The organism is Serratia inhibens (assembly GCF_003591175.1).
Lineage (GTDB): Bacteria > Pseudomonadota > Gammaproteobacteria > Enterobacterales > Enterobacteriaceae > Serratia > Serratia inhibens.
In genome coordinates this window covers 1,841,680-1,863,680 of record NZ_QYYG01000001.1, presented here as the reverse complement: position 1 = coordinate 1,863,680, position 22,001 = coordinate 1,841,680, and the positions used below count along the sequence as shown (strand labels likewise).

24 protein-coding genes, 1 pseudogene and 1 riboswitch are annotated in these 22,001 nt (G+C 56.5%); of the genes and pseudogenes, 12 read left to right on the top strand and 13 right to left on the bottom strand.

The genetic code is table 11. The features are described from left to right. The 5 genes and pseudogenes from D4100_RS08875 to D4100_RS08850 form a co-directional block, all read left to right on the top strand. Positions 1-1,071 carry a 2Fe-2S iron-sulfur cluster-binding protein gene (locus D4100_RS08875; protein WP_119804068.1) on the top strand — a complete coding sequence of 357 codons (1,071 nt, stop codon included), beginning with the start codon at positions 1-3 and terminating at the stop codon, positions 1,069-1,071. Next, on the top strand, positions 1,065-2,219 hold the full coding sequence (locus D4100_RS08870) for an alkane 1-monooxygenase (RefSeq protein WP_119804067.1): 1,155 nt from the start codon (positions 1,065-1,067) through the stop codon (positions 2,217-2,219). The genes D4100_RS08875 and D4100_RS08870 overlap by 7 nt, the downstream gene beginning before the upstream one ends. A 26-nt stretch (positions 2,220-2,245) precedes the next feature. Continuing rightward, on the top strand, positions 2,246-3,163 hold the full coding sequence (locus tag D4100_RS08865) for an alpha/beta fold hydrolase (protein WP_119804066.1): 918 nt from the start codon (positions 2,246-2,248) through the stop codon (positions 3,161-3,163). Positions 3,164-3,426: 263 nt separating this feature from the next. Beyond that, positions 3,427-4,335, top strand: a complete 909-nt coding sequence (locus D4100_RS08860; protein ID WP_119804065.1) for a PhzF family phenazine biosynthesis protein — start codon at positions 3,427-3,429, stop codon at positions 4,333-4,335. A gap of 221 nt (positions 4,336-4,556) precedes the next feature. Beyond that, positions 4,557-4,721: pseudogene (locus D4100_RS08850) on the top strand (MBL fold metallo-hydrolase); the annotation flags it as partial. Positions 4,722-4,730: 9 nt separating this feature from the next. On the opposite strand, the gene D4100_RS25975 reads toward D4100_RS08850, so the two are convergent. Together D4100_RS25975 and D4100_RS08840 are read right to left on the bottom strand one after the other, a co-directional pair. After that, on the bottom strand, positions 4,731-5,036 hold the full coding sequence (locus D4100_RS25975) for a YnfU family zinc-binding protein (RefSeq protein ID WP_006319856.1): 306 nt from the start codon (positions 5,034-5,036) through the stop codon (positions 4,731-4,733). A 168-nt stretch (positions 5,037-5,204) separates the two neighbouring features. Further along, entirely contained in the window at positions 5,205-6,269 is a 1,065-nt protein-coding gene (locus D4100_RS08840; RefSeq protein WP_006319857.1) for an aldo/keto reductase, read from the bottom strand. 97 nt (positions 6,270-6,366) lie between these two features. Between D4100_RS08840 and D4100_RS08835 the strand changes: the two genes are divergently transcribed. The 3 genes from D4100_RS08835 (at position 6,367) to D4100_RS08825 (ending at position 10,038) form a co-directional block, all read left to right on the top strand. Beyond that, positions 6,367-7,278 (top strand): LysR family transcriptional regulator, encoded by a 912-nt coding sequence (locus D4100_RS08835; protein WP_119804064.1) that lies wholly within the window; start codon positions 6,367-6,369, stop codon positions 7,276-7,278. A gap of 130 nt (positions 7,279-7,408) precedes the next feature. Further along, positions 7,409-7,960, top strand: coding sequence for a flavodoxin family protein (locus D4100_RS08830; RefSeq protein ID WP_004949530.1), 552 nt, complete (start codon positions 7,409-7,411; stop codon positions 7,958-7,960). Between the two features lie 629 nt (positions 7,961-8,589). Continuing rightward, the gene (locus D4100_RS08825; protein ID WP_043912729.1) at positions 8,590-10,038 is read left to right on the top strand and encodes a GGDEF domain-containing protein; all 1,449 of its coding nucleotides are present in this window, start codon (positions 8,590-8,592) and stop codon (positions 10,036-10,038) included. Between the two features lie 5 nt (positions 10,039-10,043). On the opposite strand, the gene D4100_RS25775 is transcribed toward D4100_RS08825, so the two are convergent. Both D4100_RS25775 and D4100_RS08820 read right to left on the bottom strand, forming a co-directional pair. Next, positions 10,044-10,205: a YnfU family zinc-binding protein gene (locus D4100_RS25775; protein ID WP_167669652.1), complete on the bottom strand. Its 162-nt coding sequence runs from the start codon at positions 10,203-10,205 to the stop codon at positions 10,044-10,046. 143 nt (positions 10,206-10,348) lie between these two features. After that, the gene (locus D4100_RS08820; RefSeq protein ID WP_043912731.1) at positions 10,349-10,828 is read right to left on the bottom strand and encodes a cold-shock protein; all 480 of its coding nucleotides are present in this window, start codon (positions 10,826-10,828) and stop codon (positions 10,349-10,351) included. A gap of 224 nt (positions 10,829-11,052) precedes the next feature. On the opposite strand from D4100_RS08820, the gene D4100_RS08815 reads away from it, so the two are divergent. Continuing rightward, the gene (locus D4100_RS08815; protein ID WP_006319861.1) at positions 11,053-11,562 is read left to right on the top strand and encodes a VOC family protein; all 510 of its coding nucleotides are present in this window, start codon (positions 11,053-11,055) and stop codon (positions 11,560-11,562) included. Positions 11,563-11,596: 34 nt separating this feature from the next. On the opposite strand, the gene D4100_RS08810 is transcribed toward D4100_RS08815, so the two are convergent. From D4100_RS08810 to D4100_RS08790, 5 genes are all read right to left on the bottom strand, one after another. Then, on the bottom strand, positions 11,597-12,424 hold the full coding sequence (locus tag D4100_RS08810; protein WP_006319862.1) for an amino acid ABC transporter ATP-binding protein: 828 nt from the start codon (positions 12,422-12,424) through the stop codon (positions 11,597-11,599). Positions 12,425-12,433: 9 nt separating this feature from the next. Then, positions 12,434-13,321 (bottom strand): amino acid ABC transporter permease, encoded by an 888-nt coding sequence (locus D4100_RS08805; RefSeq protein ID WP_006319863.1) that lies wholly within the window; start codon positions 13,319-13,321, stop codon positions 12,434-12,436. 42 nt (positions 13,322-13,363) lie between these two features. Beyond that, positions 13,364-13,891 (bottom strand): GNAT family N-acetyltransferase, encoded by a 528-nt coding sequence (locus D4100_RS08800; RefSeq protein ID WP_119804063.1) that lies wholly within the window; start codon positions 13,889-13,891, stop codon positions 13,364-13,366. Positions 13,892-14,017: 126 nt separating this feature from the next. Beyond that, positions 14,018-15,343, bottom strand: a complete 1,326-nt coding sequence (locus D4100_RS08795) for an LLM class flavin-dependent oxidoreductase (protein ID WP_119804062.1) — start codon at positions 15,341-15,343, stop codon at positions 14,018-14,020. Positions 15,344-15,541: 198 nt separating this feature from the next. Beyond that, on the bottom strand, positions 15,542-16,705 hold the full coding sequence (locus D4100_RS08790) for a M20 peptidase aminoacylase family protein (protein ID WP_119804061.1): 1,164 nt from the start codon (positions 16,703-16,705) through the stop codon (positions 15,542-15,544). A 345-nt stretch (positions 16,706-17,050) separates the two neighbouring features. On the opposite strand from D4100_RS08790, the gene cspE reads away from it, so the two are divergent. Further along, a complete protein-coding gene (cspE, locus tag D4100_RS08785; protein ID WP_002210315.1) occupies positions 17,051-17,260 on the top strand; it encodes a transcription antiterminator/RNA stability regulator CspE in 210 nt (69 codons plus the stop codon). 68 nt (positions 17,261-17,328) lie between these two features. Here the strand turns inward: cspE and D4100_RS08780 are convergent, their stop codons facing one another. The 3 genes from D4100_RS08780 to crcB form a co-directional block, all read right to left on the bottom strand. Continuing rightward, positions 17,329-18,519 (bottom strand): multidrug effflux MFS transporter, encoded by a 1,191-nt coding sequence (locus D4100_RS08780; RefSeq protein ID WP_119804060.1) that lies wholly within the window; start codon positions 18,517-18,519, stop codon positions 17,329-17,331. Positions 18,520-18,525: 6 nt separating this feature from the next. After that, positions 18,526-19,122 (bottom strand): TetR/AcrR family transcriptional regulator, encoded by a 597-nt coding sequence (locus tag D4100_RS08775; RefSeq protein WP_006319868.1) that lies wholly within the window; start codon positions 19,120-19,122, stop codon positions 18,526-18,528. Positions 19,123-19,415: 293 nt separating this feature from the next. Beyond that, entirely contained in the window at positions 19,416-19,799 is a 384-nt protein-coding gene (gene crcB, locus D4100_RS08770; protein WP_006319870.1) for a fluoride efflux transporter CrcB, read from the bottom strand. A gap of 76 nt (positions 19,800-19,875) precedes the next feature. Then, a riboswitch (Fluoride riboswitch) is annotated at positions 19,876-19,938 on the bottom strand. 81 nt (positions 19,939-20,019) lie between these two features. Between crcB and D4100_RS08765 the strand changes: the two genes are divergently transcribed. Next, positions 20,020-20,451: a GNAT family N-acetyltransferase gene (locus tag D4100_RS08765; protein WP_119804058.1), complete on the top strand. Its 432-nt coding sequence runs from the start codon at positions 20,020-20,022 to the stop codon at positions 20,449-20,451. On the opposite strand, the gene D4100_RS08760 is transcribed toward D4100_RS08765, so the two are convergent. Continuing rightward, positions 20,448-21,509, bottom strand: a complete 1,062-nt coding sequence (locus D4100_RS08760; RefSeq protein WP_119804056.1) for a diguanylate cyclase — start codon at positions 21,507-21,509, stop codon at positions 20,448-20,450. The genes D4100_RS08765 and D4100_RS08760 overlap by 4 nt on opposite strands. A 219-nt stretch (positions 21,510-21,728) precedes the next feature. On the opposite strand from D4100_RS08760, the gene tatA reads away from it, so the two are divergent. Continuing rightward, positions 21,729-21,935 carry a Sec-independent protein translocase subunit TatA gene (gene tatA / locus D4100_RS08755; RefSeq protein ID WP_119804130.1) on the top strand — a complete coding sequence of 69 codons (207 nt, stop codon included), beginning with the start codon at positions 21,729-21,731 and terminating at the stop codon, positions 21,933-21,935. The last annotated feature ends 66 nt before the right edge of the window (positions 21,936-22,001 follow it).

The window sequence follows — 22,001 nt, the reverse complement described above, 5'->3', positions numbered from 1 at the left end:
ATGCTGAAGAGATGGTTCTCACGCCGCAGCACCTTCCAGGGGATGCTGGAGGGGCAAACGTTCACCTTGGCTGCGGGGGAAACGGTGCTGGAAAGCGCCCTGAAAGCCGGCGTGGCGTTGCCTTACAACTGCCAGGTGGGGTCTTGCAAATCCTGTCTGTGTCGGGTGGTCAGCGGTGAAGTGCGTTCGCTGGTGGATCTCGGCTACTTGCTCAGTGCCGAAGAAATTGCGGCAGGCCATGTGTTGGCTTGCCAGTGCCTGCCCCAATCGGATTTAACCCTGATGCCGGCTACCGTAGCGACGCATTGGGTGCCAGCTCAGATAAAGCAGGCGACCCCTCTGTCAGCTTCGGTATGGCGGATCACTTTGTCGCCCGAGCAGGCCATGCCCTTCCTGCCTGGGCAGTTTTTCCAGCTTTGCCACCAGCCGGACACGGATGTCCGCAGTTATTCGGTGAGCTGGTCCAGTAGCGCGCGGGAGATTGTCGTGGATGTCACGCTGAGAGAGCAGGGACGCCTCTCTCCCTTTTTATGCGATCGGAACAACATCGGGCGCACCCTGTGGCTTTCTGGCGGCAGCGGGCAGTTTGGGCAAGCGGATGACGGGAAAGGGCCCTTGCTGGCCATAGCCAGCGGTTCAGGTTTAGGGACCACGCTGGGGCTGGTTCGAGCGGCCCTGGCGCGTAATCCCTACCGGGCTGTGATGCTGGTGCATGCCATTCGCAAGCGGCAGGACAAGTTCGACGTTGCCGAACTGCAGCGGTTGCAGCAACAACATCAGGGCTTCCATTACCTGCATGCGCTATCGCAAGAAAGCGAAGGGCACGCGCACGAGCTTGCCGGGCGCTTCACATCCTGGCTGGAGGCGTGGCGCAGTCTCTACCCGCATCAAAAGTACGGGTTGGAGGCTCACGGCTGGCGGGTGTTGATCTGCGGTAACCCGGGGTTGGCGCAGGCGTGCCAACGGGGGCTGCCGGCATCCGGGGTGATGGCGCAGCATATTCAAACAGACTGTTTTTCTCCCGCCGGTGCCGAGCAAAAAATATCGAATAATAAGGAGTTAGTATGTTGAGTTACCTAAGGTTTGCCTTGGTGCCACTGGTGTTTTTGCCCATGACTGCGGTGGCCAATTTGCTCGGTGGCGGGTGGATAGTGGCCGCCATGCTGTGCGTATCCTTGAGTTATTTGATCTTCGATAACCTGACCAAAGTAGATACTGCCGATCACCACTATCGGCTAACCGCTTTTTTGGCGTTGATCCCCTATCTGCAACTGCCTGCCGCCTTGCTGGCGTTGTTTACGTTGATCTGGCAGGCGGCGCCGGGCGATTTGTTGGGGGCTGGGGCCTGGATCTCGGCGGCGACGGGGTGGGATGTGCCGGCTTTGCACGGTATGCGGACGCCAGAATTGCTGCTGGCCGCCGTCTCCACCGGTTATACGCTGAGCACCAACACTGTGGTGGCTCATGAGCTTATCCACAAAACCCAGAGCCTGTTGGCGATGACCGTTGGGCGCTGGTTACTGGCATTGGTTGCGGACGCGCAGTTTTCCATCTCCCACGTGTACTCGCATCACCCCAATGTGGCGACGTATGCCGATGGGGCTACGGCACGCCGTGGCGAACATGTTTACCGTTTCTTTATCCGCTCGTCGCTGTCGCAGTACCGCGAGTCGTGGCAGGTGGAACAGCAACGGCTAAAAGGCCAGGGCAAACGGAGTATTACGCTGGGCAATAGGGTGATTCGCGGCGTCATCATGAGCTTGATGATCCTGGCCGCCTGTTATGCGGCGGCGGGGGGGCGTGGATTACTCGCTTGTCTGGTGGCCATGCTGGTCTCCAAGTTCTTGTTTGAAACCGTCAACTATATCCAGCATTACGGTTTAATCCGGGTTCCCAACACCCGCGTTGAGCCAAGACACAGCTGGGATTGCAACAATCAGGCTTCTTCTGCCGGCCTGTTGAATCTGACGCGCCACTCGGATCACCATACGAACCCACGTCGGGAATTCTGGAAGCTGCAAACGCACAGTTATGCGGTGGGGATCGACCATGGCTACGTGGCGCATATCCTGTATGCGCTGGTACCGCCACTGTGGTTTAAACGCATGGAAGCAAAACTGGCGTATTGGGATCGGCATGTCGCAACGGATGCGGAAAGGGCCCTTATTCGGCAGCTCGATAAACGCCAAGCGGCGCAAGATGCGCCCGCGCAAATCTAACGTTACCCGCCATTCTGGAGAGTACAATGAGTGAACACTTTGACCAACTTATCGAACAAGCCTACCGGCAGTATCGTGGGCCGGCTTATATGCGTTCACCGGCCGTATCCTGCATTAAAATGGGTATTCGGTTGATGGATCTTGTGGTGCCTGGCCCCACGGCCGCCTACCTTGGCAAACGTTTTTTCACCCCACGTCGCGTCCCAACGCGTGAAAGCGATAAACAGACGATGGGGATGGCGAGCAGCGTTACTTACATCACCCTGAGCAACGATAAGCAAGCGGTGGTCTATCACTGGGGGCAACAGGGGCCAAAGGTACTGTTGGCGCACGGTTGGGAGTCGCGGGCATCGCATTTCGCGCGTTTGATCCAGGTGCTGGTGGAACGCGGTTTCCAGGTTATCGGTTTTGACGCGCCTGCACACGGGGATGCGGAAGGTGACCAGAGCAGCATCGTCGAATTCATTGAAATCATTCAGCAACTGGAACGGCAAGAGGGCGGGTTTGACGCGATCGTGGCCCACTCCTTCGGCGGCCTGTCGGCGATCAATGCGGTGAAAGCGGGGCTGCGTACCAAAGCCTTGGTGATTGTCGGCGCGCCCACGCACTTTAGCGGCCTGGTGACCAAGTATGCTTCTATCCTCAATTTGCCTGCGCGCCAGCAGCAACGTTTACGGGGCTACATTGAGCGTTATTTCGGTATCGGGGAGGCCGTTTGGCAGCGTTTTAACGCCTATGAAGGGTTGCGGCAGATTGAGCAACCGGCGTTAATCATCCACGACAGCGCCGACGATATCGTCCTGGAGGTTGAAGCTGAATGCCTGGCCCAAGCCTGGCCTGCCGCCTGTCTGGTGAAAACCCAGGGGCTGGGGCATAACCCGTTGCGCCGCCCGGGGGAGGGCATAGACCTGGTGCTGGCGCATTTGGCTCCGCTTCAACCTTAACCGGCGCTATTCTTGCCGGGGCGGGATGATTTGCCCGATAGCGAGAAATAATGGCTATCGGGCTCCGCTAAATAGCAGCGGTTGACGCTTATCCTGCTTACGGGGATTTCAAGTCGAAGGGCCGATGAGAATGCTGCGGGCAAAATTATTCTTACTGACATAGGGTGAAAAGCTAGGAGTATGTAATAGCTACAGGCTGACAAATTGATGTAATTCATTGAATAGAGCTATCATCAAGCCTTGTATATAGCGGATTACGGCAAATGTTCAGAAGAGATAATGTGATACCACGCGCCTACAAACAGGTGGATGTATTTACCACCTCGCCCTTGCAGGGGAATCCCTTGGCGGTGATCCTGGAGGCGGAAGGGTTGAATGAAATGCAGATGCTTTCATTAGCTCGTTGGACCAACCTTTCGGAAACGACGTTTGTTTTCAAACCGACTAATCCGGTTGCAGATTATCAGGTGCGCATTTTTACCCCCGAAAAAGAGTTGCCCTTTGCCGGACATCCGACATTGGGTACGGCCCATGCATTATTGGAAGCCGGATTGGTGACCAAACAGCCGGGGGTTGTTATGCAAGAATGCGGGGTTGGTCTGGTTGCGGTCAATATCTTGCCTGACGAAACACTGGCGTTTGCCGCACCTGAGGTAACGTTTCGAACGCTGGCCGTTGAGGAAAGGGAACGGCTCATGGCTGCTTTTCAGCCTGCGGTCATTGAAACGGACAGGATGCCGGTGATTGCCGACATGGGCATTCGCTGGCTTATGGTACGTATGCCAAACGCTCAGTCCTGCCTGACGATGACGCCGGATCAAGCCATGATTAAAAAGCTGCAAATGGCTTGTCATGTTGATGGCGTGGTGATTTATGGCGCCTATTCATCTGGTGGTCCGGCAGATTACGAAATGCGAGCGTTTCTGGTCGAATGGGATAAGTTGGTTGAGGATCCTGTGACCGGCAGTGCCAATGCATGCCTGGCCCGTTGGTTGAAGGCCAATAACTTCCCCGACGGTGGCTTGACGGCACAGGGGTATCAGGTTCGACAAGGTACCCAACTACATCGGGAAGGACGGGTTAGCGTTCGTTTTATTCACGATGAGCCATGGATTGGTGGCCAGAGTTGTACGCTGATTAATGGCTGGTTGCATATTCCAGAGGAACAATAATCCTCGTTGTTAAATCGTCAAAATAATCATTCTGAATAATCAGGCAAACTACTCCGTTGAATCGGTGTGGCGGGTAATCTCCCGCACCACTTCCAATAGCCACAATAAGGCCGGATCCTGATTGCGTTTGTGGTGCCACAGCATTGCTACTTCGAAAGGTGGGATCTCGAGCGGGAGTTCACTGCGTTTCAGGCCGTAATTCTTTTTCCAACCAGGACTAGCAACAGGCGGTGCAAACGCGCGAGCGCATTCTGGCGCAGGTTGCGCGTGAAGGGGACTGGGTGGCCGCGGCCCATATTTCATTCCCCAGGCTGGGGCATGTGAAGGCCGAGGGCAGCGGCTACCGTTGGCTAGCCGCCAACTACACCACAGAGTTGGCGCATTGACGGGAGGCGTTACTTTTCTTCTCCAGGGCGGAAATAGTGCCCGCATTTAGGGCAGATCATGGTGATATTTTTGCGCACCTTGCTGCTGCTTTGTTCGGAGGCGTAAGCGCATTTTGGGCAGGTCACTTTTACGGATGTGGCGCTGAACATCTTAAGGGCATCAAAGATAGACATATCTTTCACCGGGTAGATGTAGGGGCTATCAGTATACCACCCGGCGCTTTCAATAGCCCTGAATCGATTATTTATTAATCTGTTGTGTGAGATAGGTAAGGCGTTATGCCCATCCCTGAGCGTCGGCGCCACGGTCAACATGTCACATTTCCATCCGGCGTTACATCTGCCGGAGCAACCTTACGCAGGAATGACAGTTCTATACATAGGGATTGGTAAGGTAGTTCTACCCGATGATGTTGTGTGTTAGTCCCTGTAGTGTATTACCCCATCCCTGTTAAGTTTATCCCGCCTCGTGCGGGATTTTTTTTATCTGCGCCCGGCGATATTCAGGCCGCCGGACATGATGTCGCGGGTGGTCGACAGCGTCAGAAAATCATGCGGGAAGCCCAATTCAATCGCGCTAAGTGCATCCAGCCGTTGCCACCGATCTTCCGCCAGCCCGACCGCCAGCGCGCCGAGGTTATCATCCAGTTGCGTCAGCGTGCGTGCGCCGATAATCGGCGCGGTTACCGCCGGATTGCGCAGCGTCCAGGCCAGCGCCACCTGGGCGGGCGTGTAACCGGCTTCGCGGGCGATATCGCCCACGGCATCGGCAATGTCGAGGTTGTGGGCGGTCAGCGTTCCTTTGGTGCGCACGACCTCGCGGCGGGTACCCGCTTCATTCCCCTCGGGGTGCAGATCCTGCCGCCGGTATTTGCCGCTCAACACACCGCCCGCGAGCGGTGACCAGGGGATCACGCCCAACCCCAACTCTTGCGCCATCGGGATCAATTCACGCTCCACCGTGCGCTCCAGCAGGCTGTATTCGATCTGCAGGCCGATCAGTGGCGACCAGCCGCGCAAATCCGCCAGCATCTGCATTCTGGATGCCTGCCAGGCCGGGAGATCCGATACCGCCAGGTACAGCACCTTGCCGGCGCGCACCAGATCGTCCATCGCGCGCATGATTTCTTCCACCGGGGTGGTGTAGTCCCAGGCGTGCAAATACAGCAGGTCGATATAGTCGGTGTTCAGCCGCCGCAGGCTATCCTCCACCGATCGCACCATGCTTTTGCGGTGATTGCCGCCGGAGTTCGGGTTATCGGGCTGCATCGGCAAAGTGTATTTGGTGGCGATCACCAGACGATCGCGGCGCCCGGTGGCGAATTCGCCGACAAAGCGTTCGGCGCTGCCTTCGGTATAGCGGTTGGCGGTATCGATAAAGTTGCCGCCGCGATCGACATAGGTGTCGAACAGGCGGCGAGCTTCGGCCTGTTCCGCTCCCCAGCCCCAGTCGGCACCGAAGGTCATGGTGCCGAGCGCCAGCGGCGAGACGCGCAGGCCGGAGCGGCCCAGCAGGCGGTAACTGTCCAGCGATAAGGATGTGTTCATGGGTATTCTCCTGTTGATGTGGATTTCAAGATAGACCCGGCGGGCTGTTCACGGAATACGCTATAATCTTCATGAATTAATAAGCGATGGATGCATAATGAGAGGAAGTGAATTTGCAGAACTGCGCGCTTTTGCCGCCATTGTCGAACACGGCAGCTTCGCCCGCGCCGCAGTGCACCTGGGCATGACCGCTTCAGCGCTGAGCCAGACGCTGCGCAATCTGGAAAGCCGCCTGGGGTTGCGGCTGCTGAACCGCACCACCCGCAGCGTGGCACCCACCGACGCCGGGGCGCAGATGTTGGCGCGCCTGTTGCCGGCTATCGCCGAAATCGATGCGGCGGTGGAGCAGGCGGTCAACCAACGCCAGCAGCCCACCGGGCGTTTGCGTCTTAATATTACGCGGATCGCCGCCATGCATTATCTGGCACCCTTGATCGCACCGTTTCATCGGCAGTACCCGGATATCCTTCTCGATCTCAACGTGGAAGACCGGCTGGTGGACATTGTCGCCGGCGGTTTCGATGCCGGCGTGCGCCTGCACGAGAAGCTGGAAAAGGACATGGTGGCGATCAAGCTTGGCGGAGATCTGCGGATGCGGGTAGTCGCCTCCCCGGCGTATCTGGATCGTCATGGCCAACCGCAGGCGCCGCGCGAGCTGCGCCAACACCTTTGCCTGAATTTTCGCTGGCCAACCAATGGCAATCTTTACCGCTGGGAGTTTGAGCGCGACGGTGAAACGCTGGATATCGCGGTGGAAGGGCCGGTGATCGTCGACGAACCGGAGATCCTGGTGCGGGCGGCGCTGGACGGCGTGGGCATCGCCTACCTGTTTGAGCATCAGGTGGCCGCCGCGCTGGCAGAAGGCCGGCTGGTGCCGCTGTTGGATGCCTGGACACCGCCTTTTCCCGGTTTTTATCTTTACTACCCCGCCAACCGACAAATGCCGCGCCCGCTGCGCGCGTTTATTGATTTCACCCGGCAACAGGGCGCGCAAGGGAGCGGCGCATAAATACCACCCGGTTTTTTTGAATAACTCCGTCAGATAAATTGGGTATTCACCCTGTGGCCGCTTGAGTAGATTGGATCAGAGTATTTATGGGTGCCGCCGGCACCCCGATGCAACTACCCGGGAGTTCCTTATGGCGAAGACAGTGGTGATTTTTCATTCCGGCTACGGCCACACCGAGCGTTTGGCGAACATTGTTGCCGAAGGCGCAGAAGCCGAGCTGATCGCTATCGATCAAGACGGCAACATCAGCGAGGAAGCCTGGCAGAAACTGGATGAGGCCGACGCCATCATCTTTGGTTCGCCGACCTATATGGGCGGTCCGTCGTGGCAGTTCAAGAAATTTGCCGATGCCAGCTCAAAAGCCTGGTTCACGCGCAAATGGCAGGACAAGGTGTTCGGCGGTTTCACCAACAGCGCCAGCCTGAACGGCGACAAGCAGGTTACGCTGATTGCCCTGCAAACGCTGGCTTCACAGCACGGCGGCCTGTGGGTCAGTCTGGGGTTGCCGCCGGCCAACAGCAAAGCGGCGCAGCGTACCGATGTGAACAATTTGGGCGGTTCTGTCGGCCTGCTGGTACAGACGCCTGCCGATGCCGGCGTAGATGAAATGCTGTCGGGGGATTTGGAAACCGCCAAATTGTATGGTCAGCGCGTCGCGAGCATTGCCGCCAAATTGGCGTGATCCTGCTCCCCACCACGTCCGGCGGAAGGAAGGCTTCGTTCATTTTTTCTGCACATTTGGCGTGTATACTGCGAAGTGTTATTAGCCTGCTTGGGCTAACACTGCATTTCGTACAAATATTCCCGGTTCCTAGACCGGGTTTTTTGTCACTAAGGTCCGCTTAAGCTTCAGTCGATATCATGAACAGCAGCACAGACATGCAATGGCTGTGTCGTAACTGTCAATTTGCTGCTCTTCAAGCGAGCCCGTTCTGCGGGCTTTTTTTATGTTTCCGGTTCTAATTGCGCTTCCGGGTGACTTGCTGGAAAATAATCGGCGGTACAATAGGGTAAATGTAAATACCCATTTTATTTATATGGTCTTTATGTTTGTGCGGATCCGCGGTGGCTTAGGCTATGCTGTTAGATATCGTTGAACATTATTCTGCGGATCGGTGTGAATGCGTTTCACACGGAGTTGTGCTGATGGGCCGTGGTGTTAAGAACATTCTGCTAAATAAAAATGAATGTCTCTTTTTTTGATTCATCTGTATTTACTGGTTGAAAACGGGTGTTTTGTCCTCCTTATCACGCCGGGCGAGGGAATATGCAGACAATTGCTCTGGTTATTATGAATGTATGGGTAAGGTGATGAACGCCAGAATAAATGCCAGACATGGCCTGCCTGTTACTCTCCAGCTGATCACTCTTTTTCTGCTGGCGTTTTTGCTTTCCTTGCTGGGTATATTTACTCGTCCTATTGGATCCCTTTCCCTGTTTTGGCCGGTGAATGCGATTTTACTCGGCCTGCTGTTGCGCAAACCCGCCTATGCCACGCCGCTGGGCTGGCTAACCACCTACCTTGGCATGATTGCCGCCGATTTGACGACCGGCGAAGCGCTGCCTTTGGCGATGTGGTTGAATGCCTGCAATATGTCGCTGATCGCCACCGGTTACGGCGTGATGCTGCTGTTACCGCAGTCGCAACGCAGAATGGGCAAACCGCAGGCGATACTCTATATGTTTACCGCCAGCCTGAGTGGCGCGGCGGTGGCATCGACCCTGTCGATCCTGCGCAATGACAGCCTGTACAATAATACGGTGATCACCGCCTGGCTGGCGTGGTTCAGTGAACAGTTCTCCACTAACCTGCTGCTGTTGCCGGTGTTTCTGGCGGCGCCGCGGCTGAAGCAACTGCTGCGCATGCCGATCAACTGGCCGCTGCGGGCCGGCATGCCGCTGTTGGCGCTGTTGTTTTCCCTGATCTTCAGCGTGTACATCGGCGGCCCGGGGGCGATTGCCTTCCCGATCCCGGCATTGCTGTGGTGTGCGGTCCGCTACCAGTTGTTCACCGTGACCTTGCTGACGCTGTTGACCGGCATGACCGAAATCAGCAGCATCTCCGCCAACCTGATGCTGTATGAAACGCCGAACAACCACAACGCATTTCTCGATACCCTGATGTCCGCCCGATTAGGGATCGCCATGCTGGTAATGGGGCCGCTGATCCTCGCCAGTTCGATAGCCGTTAACCGCAAGCTGATGCGCCGGCTGGAGCACAGTGCCAATCACGATTTCCTGACCGGGGTACTGGCGCGCAGCGCGCTGACGCGAAAGGCCGGCGAGTTGCTGGAGCACAAATATAAATCGAAAGAGGCAGTGTCGCTGCTGTTGATTGATATCGACCATTTCAAGCTGATTAACGACACTCACGGCCACGTAGTGGGCGATCAGGTATTGGCTTCCTTCGCCCACATCGTCCGGCGTGAACTGCGCCACGATCAGCTGTTTGGCCGCCTCGGCGGGGAAGAGTTCGCGATTATGCTACCGCGTGCGCTGGCGGCGCAGGGGGTGGCTTTGGCGGAGCATCTGCGGCAGTTGGTGCAAAAAACCGATCTGTATCCCGGCGGCAAAACGCCGCTCAAAATCACCATCAGCGTAGGCGTCGCCAGCCTGGCAATGAATGAAGTGAAGTCGCTGGAACAGCTGATGAATATGGCGGACATTGCGCTTTATCGCGCCAAATCGCAGGGGCGCAATCGCGTAGAGTCGTTTAACGTGGTGAGTGGCAACAGCGTTGAGCACATCATGTTCAGATAAAGGCTTCAGTTCTGCCTGGGCTCAAATCGGGTACCGCAGTTTGGGCAAATCAGCATAACGTTTTGCCGTAGCGTCGCGCATTTTTGGCTGGTGACGTAGGCGCATTTGGGGCAGGCGATGTCGGTGGAGCGGTTGATAAAGCCTTTGACGCTGCTGGAATCAGTCATATAGCACGGCCTGTGTCAGGTGAAAACCCACGCTAACATAGGTGATATCAAATTGCTTCGATAGTTTTATACCCGTCGCCTTTCAAGCCGCAGCGTTGTTGGCTGCGACTCGAAATTCATAGGGTATAGGAGTTAGGTGGTGATTAGAGGCTTTTCAGCACTTTCAGCGTTTCATCCATGTCGATCTCCTGTTCGGAGAAGGTATGGGTCGCGTTCTGGAAAGTGGTGATGGTCAGCATGCGCAGCGTCTGCATGGTTTGTGGCGCTTCTTCGGACTGCGGACGGATGCGGTTCATCAGCAGGCCCACCGAGAGCACGGTATTTTCTTTGTCGACGTCCGCTTTTACCGGCACTTCTTTGGTGAAAGTGTTGAAGGACTTGATGCTGGCGATCTTGATTCTTTCGTTGGCGATGATGATGTATTTGCTTGCCGCCAGCACCTTGACCGCATACGCCGAAGGGCCTTTGGTGTTGTTGGTCGGCTCGAAGGTCACCGCCGCATTTTTCTTAATCAGCTCCGGGTTTTGCACTTTAATCACGTGAAAATAACGATTTTCCCCGTTCTCATCGGTAATAAAGCCGAAGCCTTTGTCTTCAAAAAAAGTCGTTATCTTGCCGTTCATCATCATTCTCGTTAATTCGTTCAATACAATATTTATCCCCTATGAATTTCAAGTTGCAGACAACAGGCTGCGGCTTGAAAGGCGACGGGGATATGATAGCGCGGAATGCCTTGCAGTGACAGGTTAGGCTCTCCGGTTTTGATAATGCGATAACGGCATTTAGCGGGTTTCCGGCCACATGCTATTTTCAAGCTGACTGTATTCAATGCGGAAAGGGAAAATCGATGGGAATTAAACGGCTTAACCACGCGGTGTTGTATGTCAGCGATGTGCAGCAAAGCGCGAATTTTTATCATCAGGTGCTGGGGTTTAAGCTAAAACCTTCGGGCAGCCCCGACAAAGCGGTGTTTACCCAGGCGGCCGATTCGGATAACGATCACGATCTGGCGCTGTTCAGCAAAAATCTCGGGCAGCAGCGGGCCGGGGTGTTTCGTGCCAAGGGTGAACCGCCGGCGGAAAACGAACCACCGGCCGGGCTGTACCATCTGGCGTGGGAAGTCGATAGCCTGGATGAACTCGAACGCATTCGCGAGCAGCTGGCGCAGCGTGGCATTCTCGGGCTGGAGGAGGATCACGGCGTGCACAAGAGCATCTATGGACACGATCCTGACGGGTTGTTATTTGAAGTGACCTGGTTTATTCCGCCGGCGTTGCTGACCGAGCAGGATCGCAATCAGCGCGGCATCAAGCCGCTGGATTTCGCTGCGGAGAAACGCCGCTTCGCGGAGGGATAAGCTCATCGGGCGGGGCGCGGTTGCGCCCCGTAAGTCACAGTACTTTGTTGAGGAAGTTAATGGTGCGATGGTGCTGCGGATGGTTCAGTACCTGCCGGGCGTTACCCTGCTCGACGATCTGTCCGTCGACCATAAACACGATCTGATCCGCCGCTTCACGCGCAAAACCAATCTCATGGGTGACCACCACCAGCGTTACGCCCAGATCCGCCAGCCCCTTGATCACGTCCAGCACTTCGCCGACCAGCTCAGGATCGAGCGCCGAAGTGGGCTCATCGAATAAAATGACCTTCGGGTTCAACGCCAACGCACGTGCAATGGCGATACGCTGCTGCTGGCCGCCGGACAGGTGGCGCGGATAGGCGTCGGCCTTGTGGCGCAGGCCGACGGTATCCAGCAGCTGATAAGCCACCTCTTTAGCCTGAGCCCGTGAGTAGATCCCATGTACCACCGGCGCTTCAATGATGTTCTCCAGCACGGTCAGATGCGGGAACAGATTGAAATTCTGAAATACGTAGCCGACGTTGATGCGCTGCCTGAGAATGGCGTTCTCTTTCAGTTCGTACAGTTTGTCGCCTTTACGCCGGTAGCCGACGTAGTCGCCGTCGATGCGGATAAAGCCTTCATCGACCCGCTCCAGGTGGTTGATGGCGCGCAGCAGGGTGGATTTGCCCGAGCCGGACGGCCCGAGGATCACCGTGACCGTGCCCGGCTGGAGCGTCAGGCTTACGTCGTCCAGTGCCTTGTGCTTGCCGAAAAACTTGCTCACGTTACTGATTTCAATCAGGCCACGCGCCGGCACCGGAACGATATTGCGCACCGGCGCTTCGCGCAGGGCATAGTAATCAATAGCTTCGGACATAAAATTCTCCTAACGTTTTATCCAGCCGGCCAGTTTCTGCCAGGGTGTCGGCGGCAGTTCGCGCACGGCGCCCCGGGCGAAATAGCGCTCAATGTAGTATTGGATCACCGACAGCGCGGTGGTGATGAACAGGTACCAGACGGTCGCGACCATCAGCAGCGGTATCACCTGCTGCGTGCGGTTATAGATGACCTGAATGGTGTAGAACAGCTCCGGCAGCGCCAGCACGTAAACGATCGAGGTGCCCTTGGCCAGGCTGATGATTTCGTTGAAACCGGTGGGAACGATTGAGCGCAGCGCCTGCGGCAGAATGATGCGGAAAGTACGGCGATAGCCCGGCAGGCCAAGCGCCGCTGCGGCCTCATGCTGGCCGTATTCCACCCCGAGAATGCCGCCGCGGATGATTTCTGCGGTATAGGCCGATTGCACCAGGGTCAGCCCCAGCACCGCGACGGAAAACTGGCTGAGTATATCTATGGTCGGGTAGCTGGCGAACACCAGCGAGGTAAAGGGAATGCCCAGCGAGATGGAATCATACAGGTAAGAAAAATTATACAAGATGATCAGTACCAGAATCAGCGGCAGCGAACGGAACAGCCAGATATAGCCCCAGGCCAGCGACGCCAGCAGATAAGAGCGCGACAGCCGCGCCAGCGCCAGCAAGGTACCGAAAATAATGCTGAACAGCGTGCCGAGCAGCGTCAGCAGCAGGGTTTGCCCCAGGCCGGAAAGCACCGCCGGCGCGAAGAACCATTCGGCAAACACGCCCCATTCCCAGCGCTCGTTGGCCGCCACCGACTGGACGATCGCCGCCAGAATAAACACCGAAAACAGCGCGCCCACCAGCCGCAGCGGGTAGCGCGCGGGAACCACTTTCAACACTTCTTGTTTGGACATCGTATCGCTCCTGAAACAGATAAAAGGGGAGGGGGCAGGCCCCTAGGCAATCTTCCTTTCCGGCGCGCAACAGAGTGCGCCGGCTGTCATCAGGCTCTTGCGAAACGGCAACCGGCCGTCGTAGGGCGGGCGGCTGTAAACTTCACTGTCGACGGTGGGATCGAACTGCGGCTGATAGCCGTTGCTCAGATACAGGCCCACCGCCTCCGGCTGGCGAAAACCGGTGGTCAGGTAGAGCTGGCGGTAGCCCTGTTCCAGTGCCAGCGTCTCCAGTTGCTGCAAGACCTTTTGCGCCAGCCCCTGGCGACGCAGGTCGGTTCGCGTCCAGATGCGCTTCAGCTCGGCGGTGTGCGGATCGTAGCGTTTGAACGCGCCCATGGCGATCGGCTCTCCGGCGCGCAACAGCACGATAAACGCGCCCTGTGGCGGGGCGTACAGATCCAGCGTTTCTTGTTCCTGGTCACCAAAATAATCGCCGTAGCGCTGACGATACTCGCCGAACAGTCCTTGAATTACCGGTTCGACCAGCGGGTCGTCCGGCAGCGTTTGAATGAAGACGTCGTGTGCCATAGGTATGCTCCTAGTCGCCCAGAATTTGCTGGTTTTTCGCCACGTGGAGACGGGTTTTGATGGCTTTTAAATTGATGCCGGTAACGGTTTTTCGCATAGCGGAATATCCCTGAAGAAAGAGTATTTTTATTGCGTAAATTGGTTCAGCGGTTGCTTCAGGCCAAGGTGGTCGCGCAGCGTATCGCCGCTGTAATCGCTACGGAACAGGCCACGTTGCTGCAGGATAGGCACTACGCGGTCAATAAAGTGGTCGAAGGAGTTCGGCGTACCGCCACTGATGATGAAACCGTCGGCGGCCTGGGTGTCGAACCAGTTTTGCAGGCCATCCGCTACCGCCTCCGGCGTGCCGCCGAACACCGGGCGCGGCGAGGCAGCTTCCAGCGCCACTTCGCGCAGCGTCAGGTTGCGCTCGCGGGCGTTGCGTTTGATGGCATCGGTGGTGCTGCGGAAGCTGTTTTGCCCCAAATTGCCGACGTCCGGGAAGGGCTCGTCCAGCGGATGGCGGGAAAAGTCATAATGCTCGAAATAGCGGCCAAGGTAGTTGAGTGCGTTTTCGATGCTGACCAGCCGTGCGGTTTCCCAATATTGGCGTTCCACGTCTTCATTGTCGTCGCCGACGATCACGCTGACGCCCTGGAAAATTCGCAGGTCGTCCGGTTCGCGGCCCTGTTCTACCAATTGTTTTTTTACGTCCTGATAAAACGTCTGCGCCAACTGTTGGGTTTCATGGTGGGTGAAAATGGCGTCGGCGTGCTTTGCCGCCAGTTGCTTGCCGTCTTCCGATGCACCGGCCTGGAACAGAATCGGGCGGCCCTGCGGCGTGCGGCCGATATTCAGCGGCCCCTGCACCGAGAAGAACTCCCCCTGATGGTTCAGGGTATGCAGCTTACCGGCGCTGAAAAATTCACCGTTGTTTTTGTTACGCACAAAGGCGTCGCCTTCCCACGAATCCCACAGCCCTTTGGTGACATCGAGATATTCGCTGGCGATGCGATAACGCAGGCTGTGCTCCGGGTGCTCGGTGCGCGAGAAATTCTTTGCCGACCCTTCCAGTGGCGACGTCACTACGTTCCAGCCCGCCCGGCCTTTGCTCAGGTGATCCAGGCTGGCGAACTGGCGCGCGACGGTAAAGGGATCGCTGTATGAAGTGGACAGCGTGCCCACCAGCCCGATTTTGTCGGTGGCGGCGGACAGGGCGGCAAGCAGGGTCAGGGGTTCAAAACGGTTGAGGAAATGCGGAATGGATTTCTCATTGATATATAAGCCGTCGGCGACAAACACGAAATCCAATTTACCCTGTTCGGCTTTTTTCGCCGTGGCAATATTAAAATCGAGATTAATGCTGGCGTCGGCGGTGGCATCCGGATGCCGCCAGGCAGACATATTTCCCGATGCGCCATGCAAAATGGCGCCAAGACGCAATTGCCGTTTGTTTTTCGCACTGTTGCTCATTGCTTTCACCCTGTTAAGTGCCGCTGTGGCGCTATCTGTCGAGTTCCCACTATTGATGAGCGCTCTCAGGATGTAAAACAACAAAACAGCATATTCAAATGTTGAAATAGCAAATATCGTGGCGGGTATGGATAAAGGGAAAATAATAATTCGCAGCGCAGAACCTGCTGCACCGCGAAATAATAATGAGGTGATTTTTTACGCCTTGCTGGTGATTTTTTCCGGTGCGGTGGCTAATTGTTGCAGCGTGCGTTCAGCGAGCAGCTCGAAATATTGCGAGGCCGGGAAGATCGCCTGTTCATCCGGATTAAAGCGCGGATGGTGCAGGCCAAACTCACTGGCTGAACCGATACTGACAAAAGCGCCCGGCACGTGGTGCAGGTAAAGCGCGAAATCCTCGCCCCCCATCTGCAGGTCCGCTTCCTCCACCCGATAGCCGGCTTCGGCGGCGACGGTTTTGCTGAAGGCTGCCCAGCGCGCGTCATTGACCACCGCCGGTGGACCAGGCTGCCAGCGCAGTTCCGCTTGGGCGCCAAGCGATGCGGCTACGCCGTTAATCACCTGACGGATTTTGTCCGGGACCTGAAGGCGGACTTTCTCGTTGTGGGTGCGCACCGTCCCTTCCAGTTCTACGGTCTGCGGCAAGACGTTCCAGGTGTTGCCCCCCTCGATGCGCGTCACGCTCACCACCAGCGACTCCAGCGAGCTAAAGCTGCGGCTGGGCAGGGTTTGCAGCGCGTTGACAATTTGGCTGGCGGTGACAATGGTGTCTACGCCTTGCTCCGGTTTGGCGGCGTGTGCGCCTTTACCGGTGATCAGGATCTGGAAGCGGTCGACGTTGGCGTAAAACGCGCCGGCGCGGGTGGCAAAGGTGCCGGTCGGCAGCTCCGGCGCATTGTGCAGGCCGAATACCGCGGCCACGTTATCCAGGGCGCCGGCGTCGATCAGGTGCTGGGCACCGTTGAAGGTTTCCTCCGCCGGTTGGAAGAAAATACGCACCCTTCCGGGCAGGGTGGCCTCGCGCGCTTTCAGCAAATGCGCTGCGCCGAGCATCACCGAGGTATGAAAATCATGCCCGCAGGCGTGCATTACACCGCTATTTTGCGAGCTGAAGGGTACGCCGGAAATTTCCTCTATCGGCAGGGCGTCAATATCGCCGCGCAGCGCAATGATCGGGCCCTTGCCGCTGCCGATTTCGGCGATCACGCCGGTCTTCAGCCCGAGCGGCAGAATACGGATACCGGCCTCTTCCAGCCAGCGGGTGAGGCGCGCGGTAGTGGCAAACTCGTGGTTGGACAGCTCAGGGTTCTGATGCAGTTCACGGCGGTAGGCGATGATCTTCTCGGCCAGTTGGCTGGTCATAGTCTTGGCTCACAGTGGTTGATAAGCCCTAACCCTAGTGCAGGGTGGCCGGAAGCAAAAAGACTATCTGGTTATATTTCATAGCTATTATGTCTGCATCACACTGGCAACGAGCGCTGCCGAGGCTGAAACAGGCGTTCGGCCGCTGTTCGACGGGGATTAAAGAGCATTGAGCTGTCAAGATTGGCAACGGCGATCGGTGCAACAGATTTACAGCGGACGATACCGATTTTTTCACTTTTTATCGGTTTTATGTGATCCAGGTTGTGGACAAAATCCGGTCTAATTGCTGTACTGTACTGGACACACATTTTGTGTCTTACATTCACGTTAAAGGTAAGTTTGATGTCTAAGATTAAAGGTAGCGTTAAGTGGTTTAATGAATCCAAAGGCTTCGGCTTCATTACTCCGGAAGATGGTAGCAAGGACGTTTTCGTTCACTTCTCTGCCATCGCTAGCAATGGTTTCAAAACTCTTGCTGAAGGCCAGCGTGTAGAATTTGAAATCACGAACGGTGCCAAAGGGCCATCTGCTGCTAACGTTATCGCTATCTAAGCTACAGTAGCCGAAATTCTTAAAACCCGCTCCCAGAGCGGGTTTTTTATTGCCTTTTTTGCGCTAGCTTACGCCTGCGGTTTGCGTACCAGCAAGGTGAACAGCAGGATGGCAATGGCATAACAGCCGACGATGGTCAGCGCCATCGACACGCTGGAAGTGCCACCCAGCCCGGTGATGGGCACGCTGCACGCGCCGAGCGCGAACATGCATACGCCGATCAGCGCCGAGGCGCTGCCCGCTTTGTCACCCTGGCTTTGCATCGCCAATGATGACGCCGTTGGGCCGACAATGCCGATCACCGCCACCGAGAAGAACAGCGGAACCATCAACAGCGGCAGCGGCGCGTGCAGGCTGCCTGCCAGCAGCAACAGCAGTGAGGCGACGGCCGCTAATGTCAAACCGCCTTTCAGCACTTGCCTTTCCCCCCAACGCGCGCTCAGGCGGCTGGCAAGCTGTGCGGAAATAATCAAACCTACGCCGTTAACGGCAAAGCACAGGCTGAACATCTGCGGGCTGAGGCCATAAATCTGCTGCAATACGAAGGGAGATGCGCCGATGTAGGCGAACATCCCGGCCATGACGAACCCTTGCGTCAGGCACAGGCCCATAAACTGGCGCTGGGTCAGTAACCCGCCCAGCGACATCAGCATCGCCAAAATACCGCCCTGGCTGCGGCGCTCCACGGGTAAGGATTCGTGCAGCTTCAGGCTTGAAAGGGTAAACAGCAGCACGGCAATGGCCGCCAGTACACCGAAGATCCCGCGCCAGTCCATTAACCGCAACATGGCGCCGCCCAGCACCGGCGCAATAATCGGCGCCAGGCCGTTAACCAGCATCAGCAGGGCGAAGAAGCGCGTCAGTTCGTGCCCGGCATAGAGATCGCGCGCGATGGCGCGGGAGATCACCGCACCGCCGGCGCCGGCCAGCCCTTGCAACAAACGAGCAATCAGCAACTGGTCGATATTCGGCGCCAGCGCGCACCACAGAGAGGCGGCCAATAACAGCACCAGCGACAGCAGCAACGGCCGCATGCGGCCGAGTTTGTCGCTGAAGGGGCCAAAAATCAGTTGGCCCACGCCCAGCCCGAGCAGGCCGGCGGTCAGGCTGAGCTGAGCCGTGGCGGTGGAAGTGTTCAGCTCGCCGGCCATTTCCGGCAGGGCTGGCAGGTAGAGATCGGTGCACAGCGGCCCCAGTGCGGCCAGCAGGCCAAGCACCACCGCGTACACCAGACGTTGTCTGGATAATTGTCTGGTCATAGGGAATCAGGGTTTCCTGAACAGGTGAGAGATAGCTTGTTGATATAAGCCGCTCAGCAAGCTGACATCGGCTTTTTGCGTGGTAAGGATGCGATAACCTGTGCCTTCGCTTAATACGGCGATAAATTCCACCCGTGCGGCGATTTCCTGTTCGGTGAAATGCGGATACATCCGCTGCAGATTCTGGCAGACATGACGAAACAGCCGCGTTTCCGCATCGCTGAGCATTTTCGCGACCACCGGGTTACGCGTGGCTTCGGCGGTGACCTCCAGCATCAGCATATGGTCAGTTTCGTTTTCACCCGGTTGCTGGAACTGGGCGCGGGCTGCCAGAGTGCCGGCAATCAGGTTAATGTGATCGCCCAGATCCTCCAGACGGCGCATTTTACTGGCGATGATGCGATTGACGATTTCTTCGATGATCGCGTCTTTATTGGCAAAGTAGCGGTAGATTTGACCGACGCTGAGCTGCGAACCCTGGGCGATTTCCGCCATGCTGGCGGCGTGAAAACCATGCTGACGAAAACAAAGTTTCGCCGCATCGACAATTTGATCGCGGCGGGCCTGCGCTTTGGCTTGCCTGCTGTCGCTGGTGGATATCATTTCCCGATCCTTTACCAAGAGAGGGGTTCGCGTTTTGGGTGCGAACGTTCATTCTCAATTGTAATGCAAGAACGGCAGAAGGGGAACTCTAAAGGGGGAGCCAGTGGGGACGAAGCGTCAGGCGAACAGATAAACTTTGATAAAAGCGGCGACAATCAGCAGGCACAGCAGGGTGGCGGTCACTTCAGCGGCGGTTTTGGGCAGGCTAAACATCAGAGGTCTCATCCAGTTTGGGGCACTGGATGAGATTATGCGTGCGGCAGATTAAGGAAACATTAAGAGAACTAAATTAGCTATTGCCCGTTAACCCAGACGACCAGCATAAACGCCAGCAGGGTCATTGCCAGTGAGCCGGCCAGATTGAGCAACATATTGGCCAGCGCCCAGGCGAAGCGGCCATCTTGCAGCAAGTACACGACCTCCAGCGAAAAGGTGGAGAAGGTGGTTAAACCGCCGCAGAAACCGGTGGTAATCAGCAATTTCCAGGTGGGATCCAGGTGCGTCATACGGGTAAATATCGCGATGGCCAGCCCGATGACAAAACCGCCCACCAGATTCACCGCCAGTGTGCCCAGGGGGATATGCGCGTTAAGCGGGTTCATCTTCATGCTTACGGCCCAACGCAACACGCTACCGACACCACCGCCAATAAAGACTGCCAGTAAAGAACTCAACATGGTTGAAATACCTTTCACTAAAAGGGGAAACCCAGGCTCAGAAAGGGTCAGGCGCAATGCTACGCACCCTTTGAGAGGTTACGTAGACATCATCAGCCTGTGAAGGCGGTTATGGAGGAATGTCATCTCCTTCGATCGGCGCCGCTTTTTGCCGCGCAGACTGGATCTTACACCTGGCGTCGCCTATTTTGTAGTATCTGTGACGACGGAAACAACCGAAATGAAAGTGAGAACGGCGGTACAGGCTGATAAAGAAGCCATTGTGGCGTTGATGGCGGCGCTGGATTACGCCGGAACCGAAGCATTTATTGACGCGCGTCTGGCGCAACTATTGGTGCACCCCGATGAAGCGTTGCTGGTCGCGACCGACGATGACGATAATGAGGTGCTGGGGATTTTGTCGCTGCATTTTTTGCCGCAATTGGCGTTGGCCGGAGATATTTGCCGTATCAGCTATTTTTGCGTTGATAGCCACGCGCGCGGTTTGGGTGTCGGCCAGACCTTGCTGGCTGAAGGCGAGGCATTGGCCCGCCGGCGCGGCTGCGATCGCCTTGAAGTGCATTGCCACAGCCGCCGTGAACGGGCTCACGTGTTCTATCAGCGGGAGGGCTTTTTTGAAGCCCCTAAATACTTTGCCAAGCTGTTGAGTTAGTTGCCGGGCACCGCCAGTTCCAGGCGGTTGCGACCGTTGTTTTTTGCCCGGTACAGCGCATTGTCGGCGGCTTTCAGCCAGTCCAGATAGCCGCCCATTTCACCGTGGTAATCGGCTATACCGGCGCTGATGTTCAGCCGCAACTGCGGCGCTTCACGAAAAATAATGTCATTCAGCCGTTCCTGAATGCGCATCAGCGCAATGCTGGCCTGTTCGGCACTGGTGTTCGGCAGCACGGCGCCAAACTCGTCACCGCCGTAGCGCCCAACGATATCCACGGTGCGCAGGCCAATTAACAGTTCTTCTGCCAGCACCGCCAGCGCTTCGTCACCCAGCGCATGGCCGAAGGTGTCATTGATGGTTTTAAAACGATCGATATCTATCAGGATCAGGGTCGCGGTGTGTTGGTAGCGGCCGCAACTGTCGAATTGGTGATGCAGTAAATGCTCCCAATGGCGGCGATTGTATAGCCCGGTCAGGCCGTCGCGCATGCTGATGCGCAGCAGCTCTTGTTTTTTCTGCGCCAACCGCTTGGCGGTGCGGTAGGTGACTAACCCCAGCAGCGCCGGGTAGAGATAGATCATCGGCAGGCACAGATAGATCTGCAGCGGCGTACTCTGCGGTTGGAAGGGAAAGCCTAACAGGGCGCTGACCATCAGGGCTCCGGCCAACTGGGCAACCAGCCCTTTAAAGAACAGCGTCTTGCCGGAGGCGGCAATGTTGTTCATGCCCATCATCGACAGAATGACCACCGACGGCAATGCATTGAAGGCCATCATGGCTGCCCACAGGCCGCCAAAAAACGAATCGATCAGCAGATTGCGGGTTTCAGCCTTGAAGGGCATGGCTGAGCGACTCGCCCACTGGTAGGCGATATGTGGCCAAATAAAACCGTGAAAAATCAGCAGACCCCATACCCAGGGGCCAGGCTGATGCGAATAGAGCACCGAGAACACACAGAGAAAACCGATCCCCAGGCCGACGATGCGTGGCAGATAGGTACGTCTGGCGAAGCTGAGGCCGGATCGTCGGGTATCGATAACTGATGGTGCATACATCCTGCGGCTCCCTGATAGGTGTAGCGACAGCGTACCATGCAGTGCGATAACTCAGAATAGTCTGATTAATGCTCAACGCATTTAAAAGAGGTATCGGCGCAGGGATCTCACTCTGTTACATGTTGCTGTTGTCTTGGTTTAGCGAAAGTAGGTAAATAACCGCAGGCAAGGTTTGTTTTTTCGCTGCCTCTGCAGCGCTATATGAATAAGAAGGTGAGTATGGAAGGTATCAGTATTACCAAACTTCTGGTGATTGCGGTGTTGATCATCTTGCTGTTCGGTACCAGCAAACTGCGCACTCTGGGCGCCGATCTGGGCGCTGCGCTGAAGGGCTTTAAAAAGGCCGTGGGCGACGACACCACGCCGCCGGCAAATGCGGCAGAAAGCCAATCCAACCCGCAAAGCGTCGAAAAGAAAGACCAGTAATTACGTTTTCTGCGGAGCAATAAAAAACGGATGCCGCAAGGACATCCGTTTTTGGCGTTTCCGCCA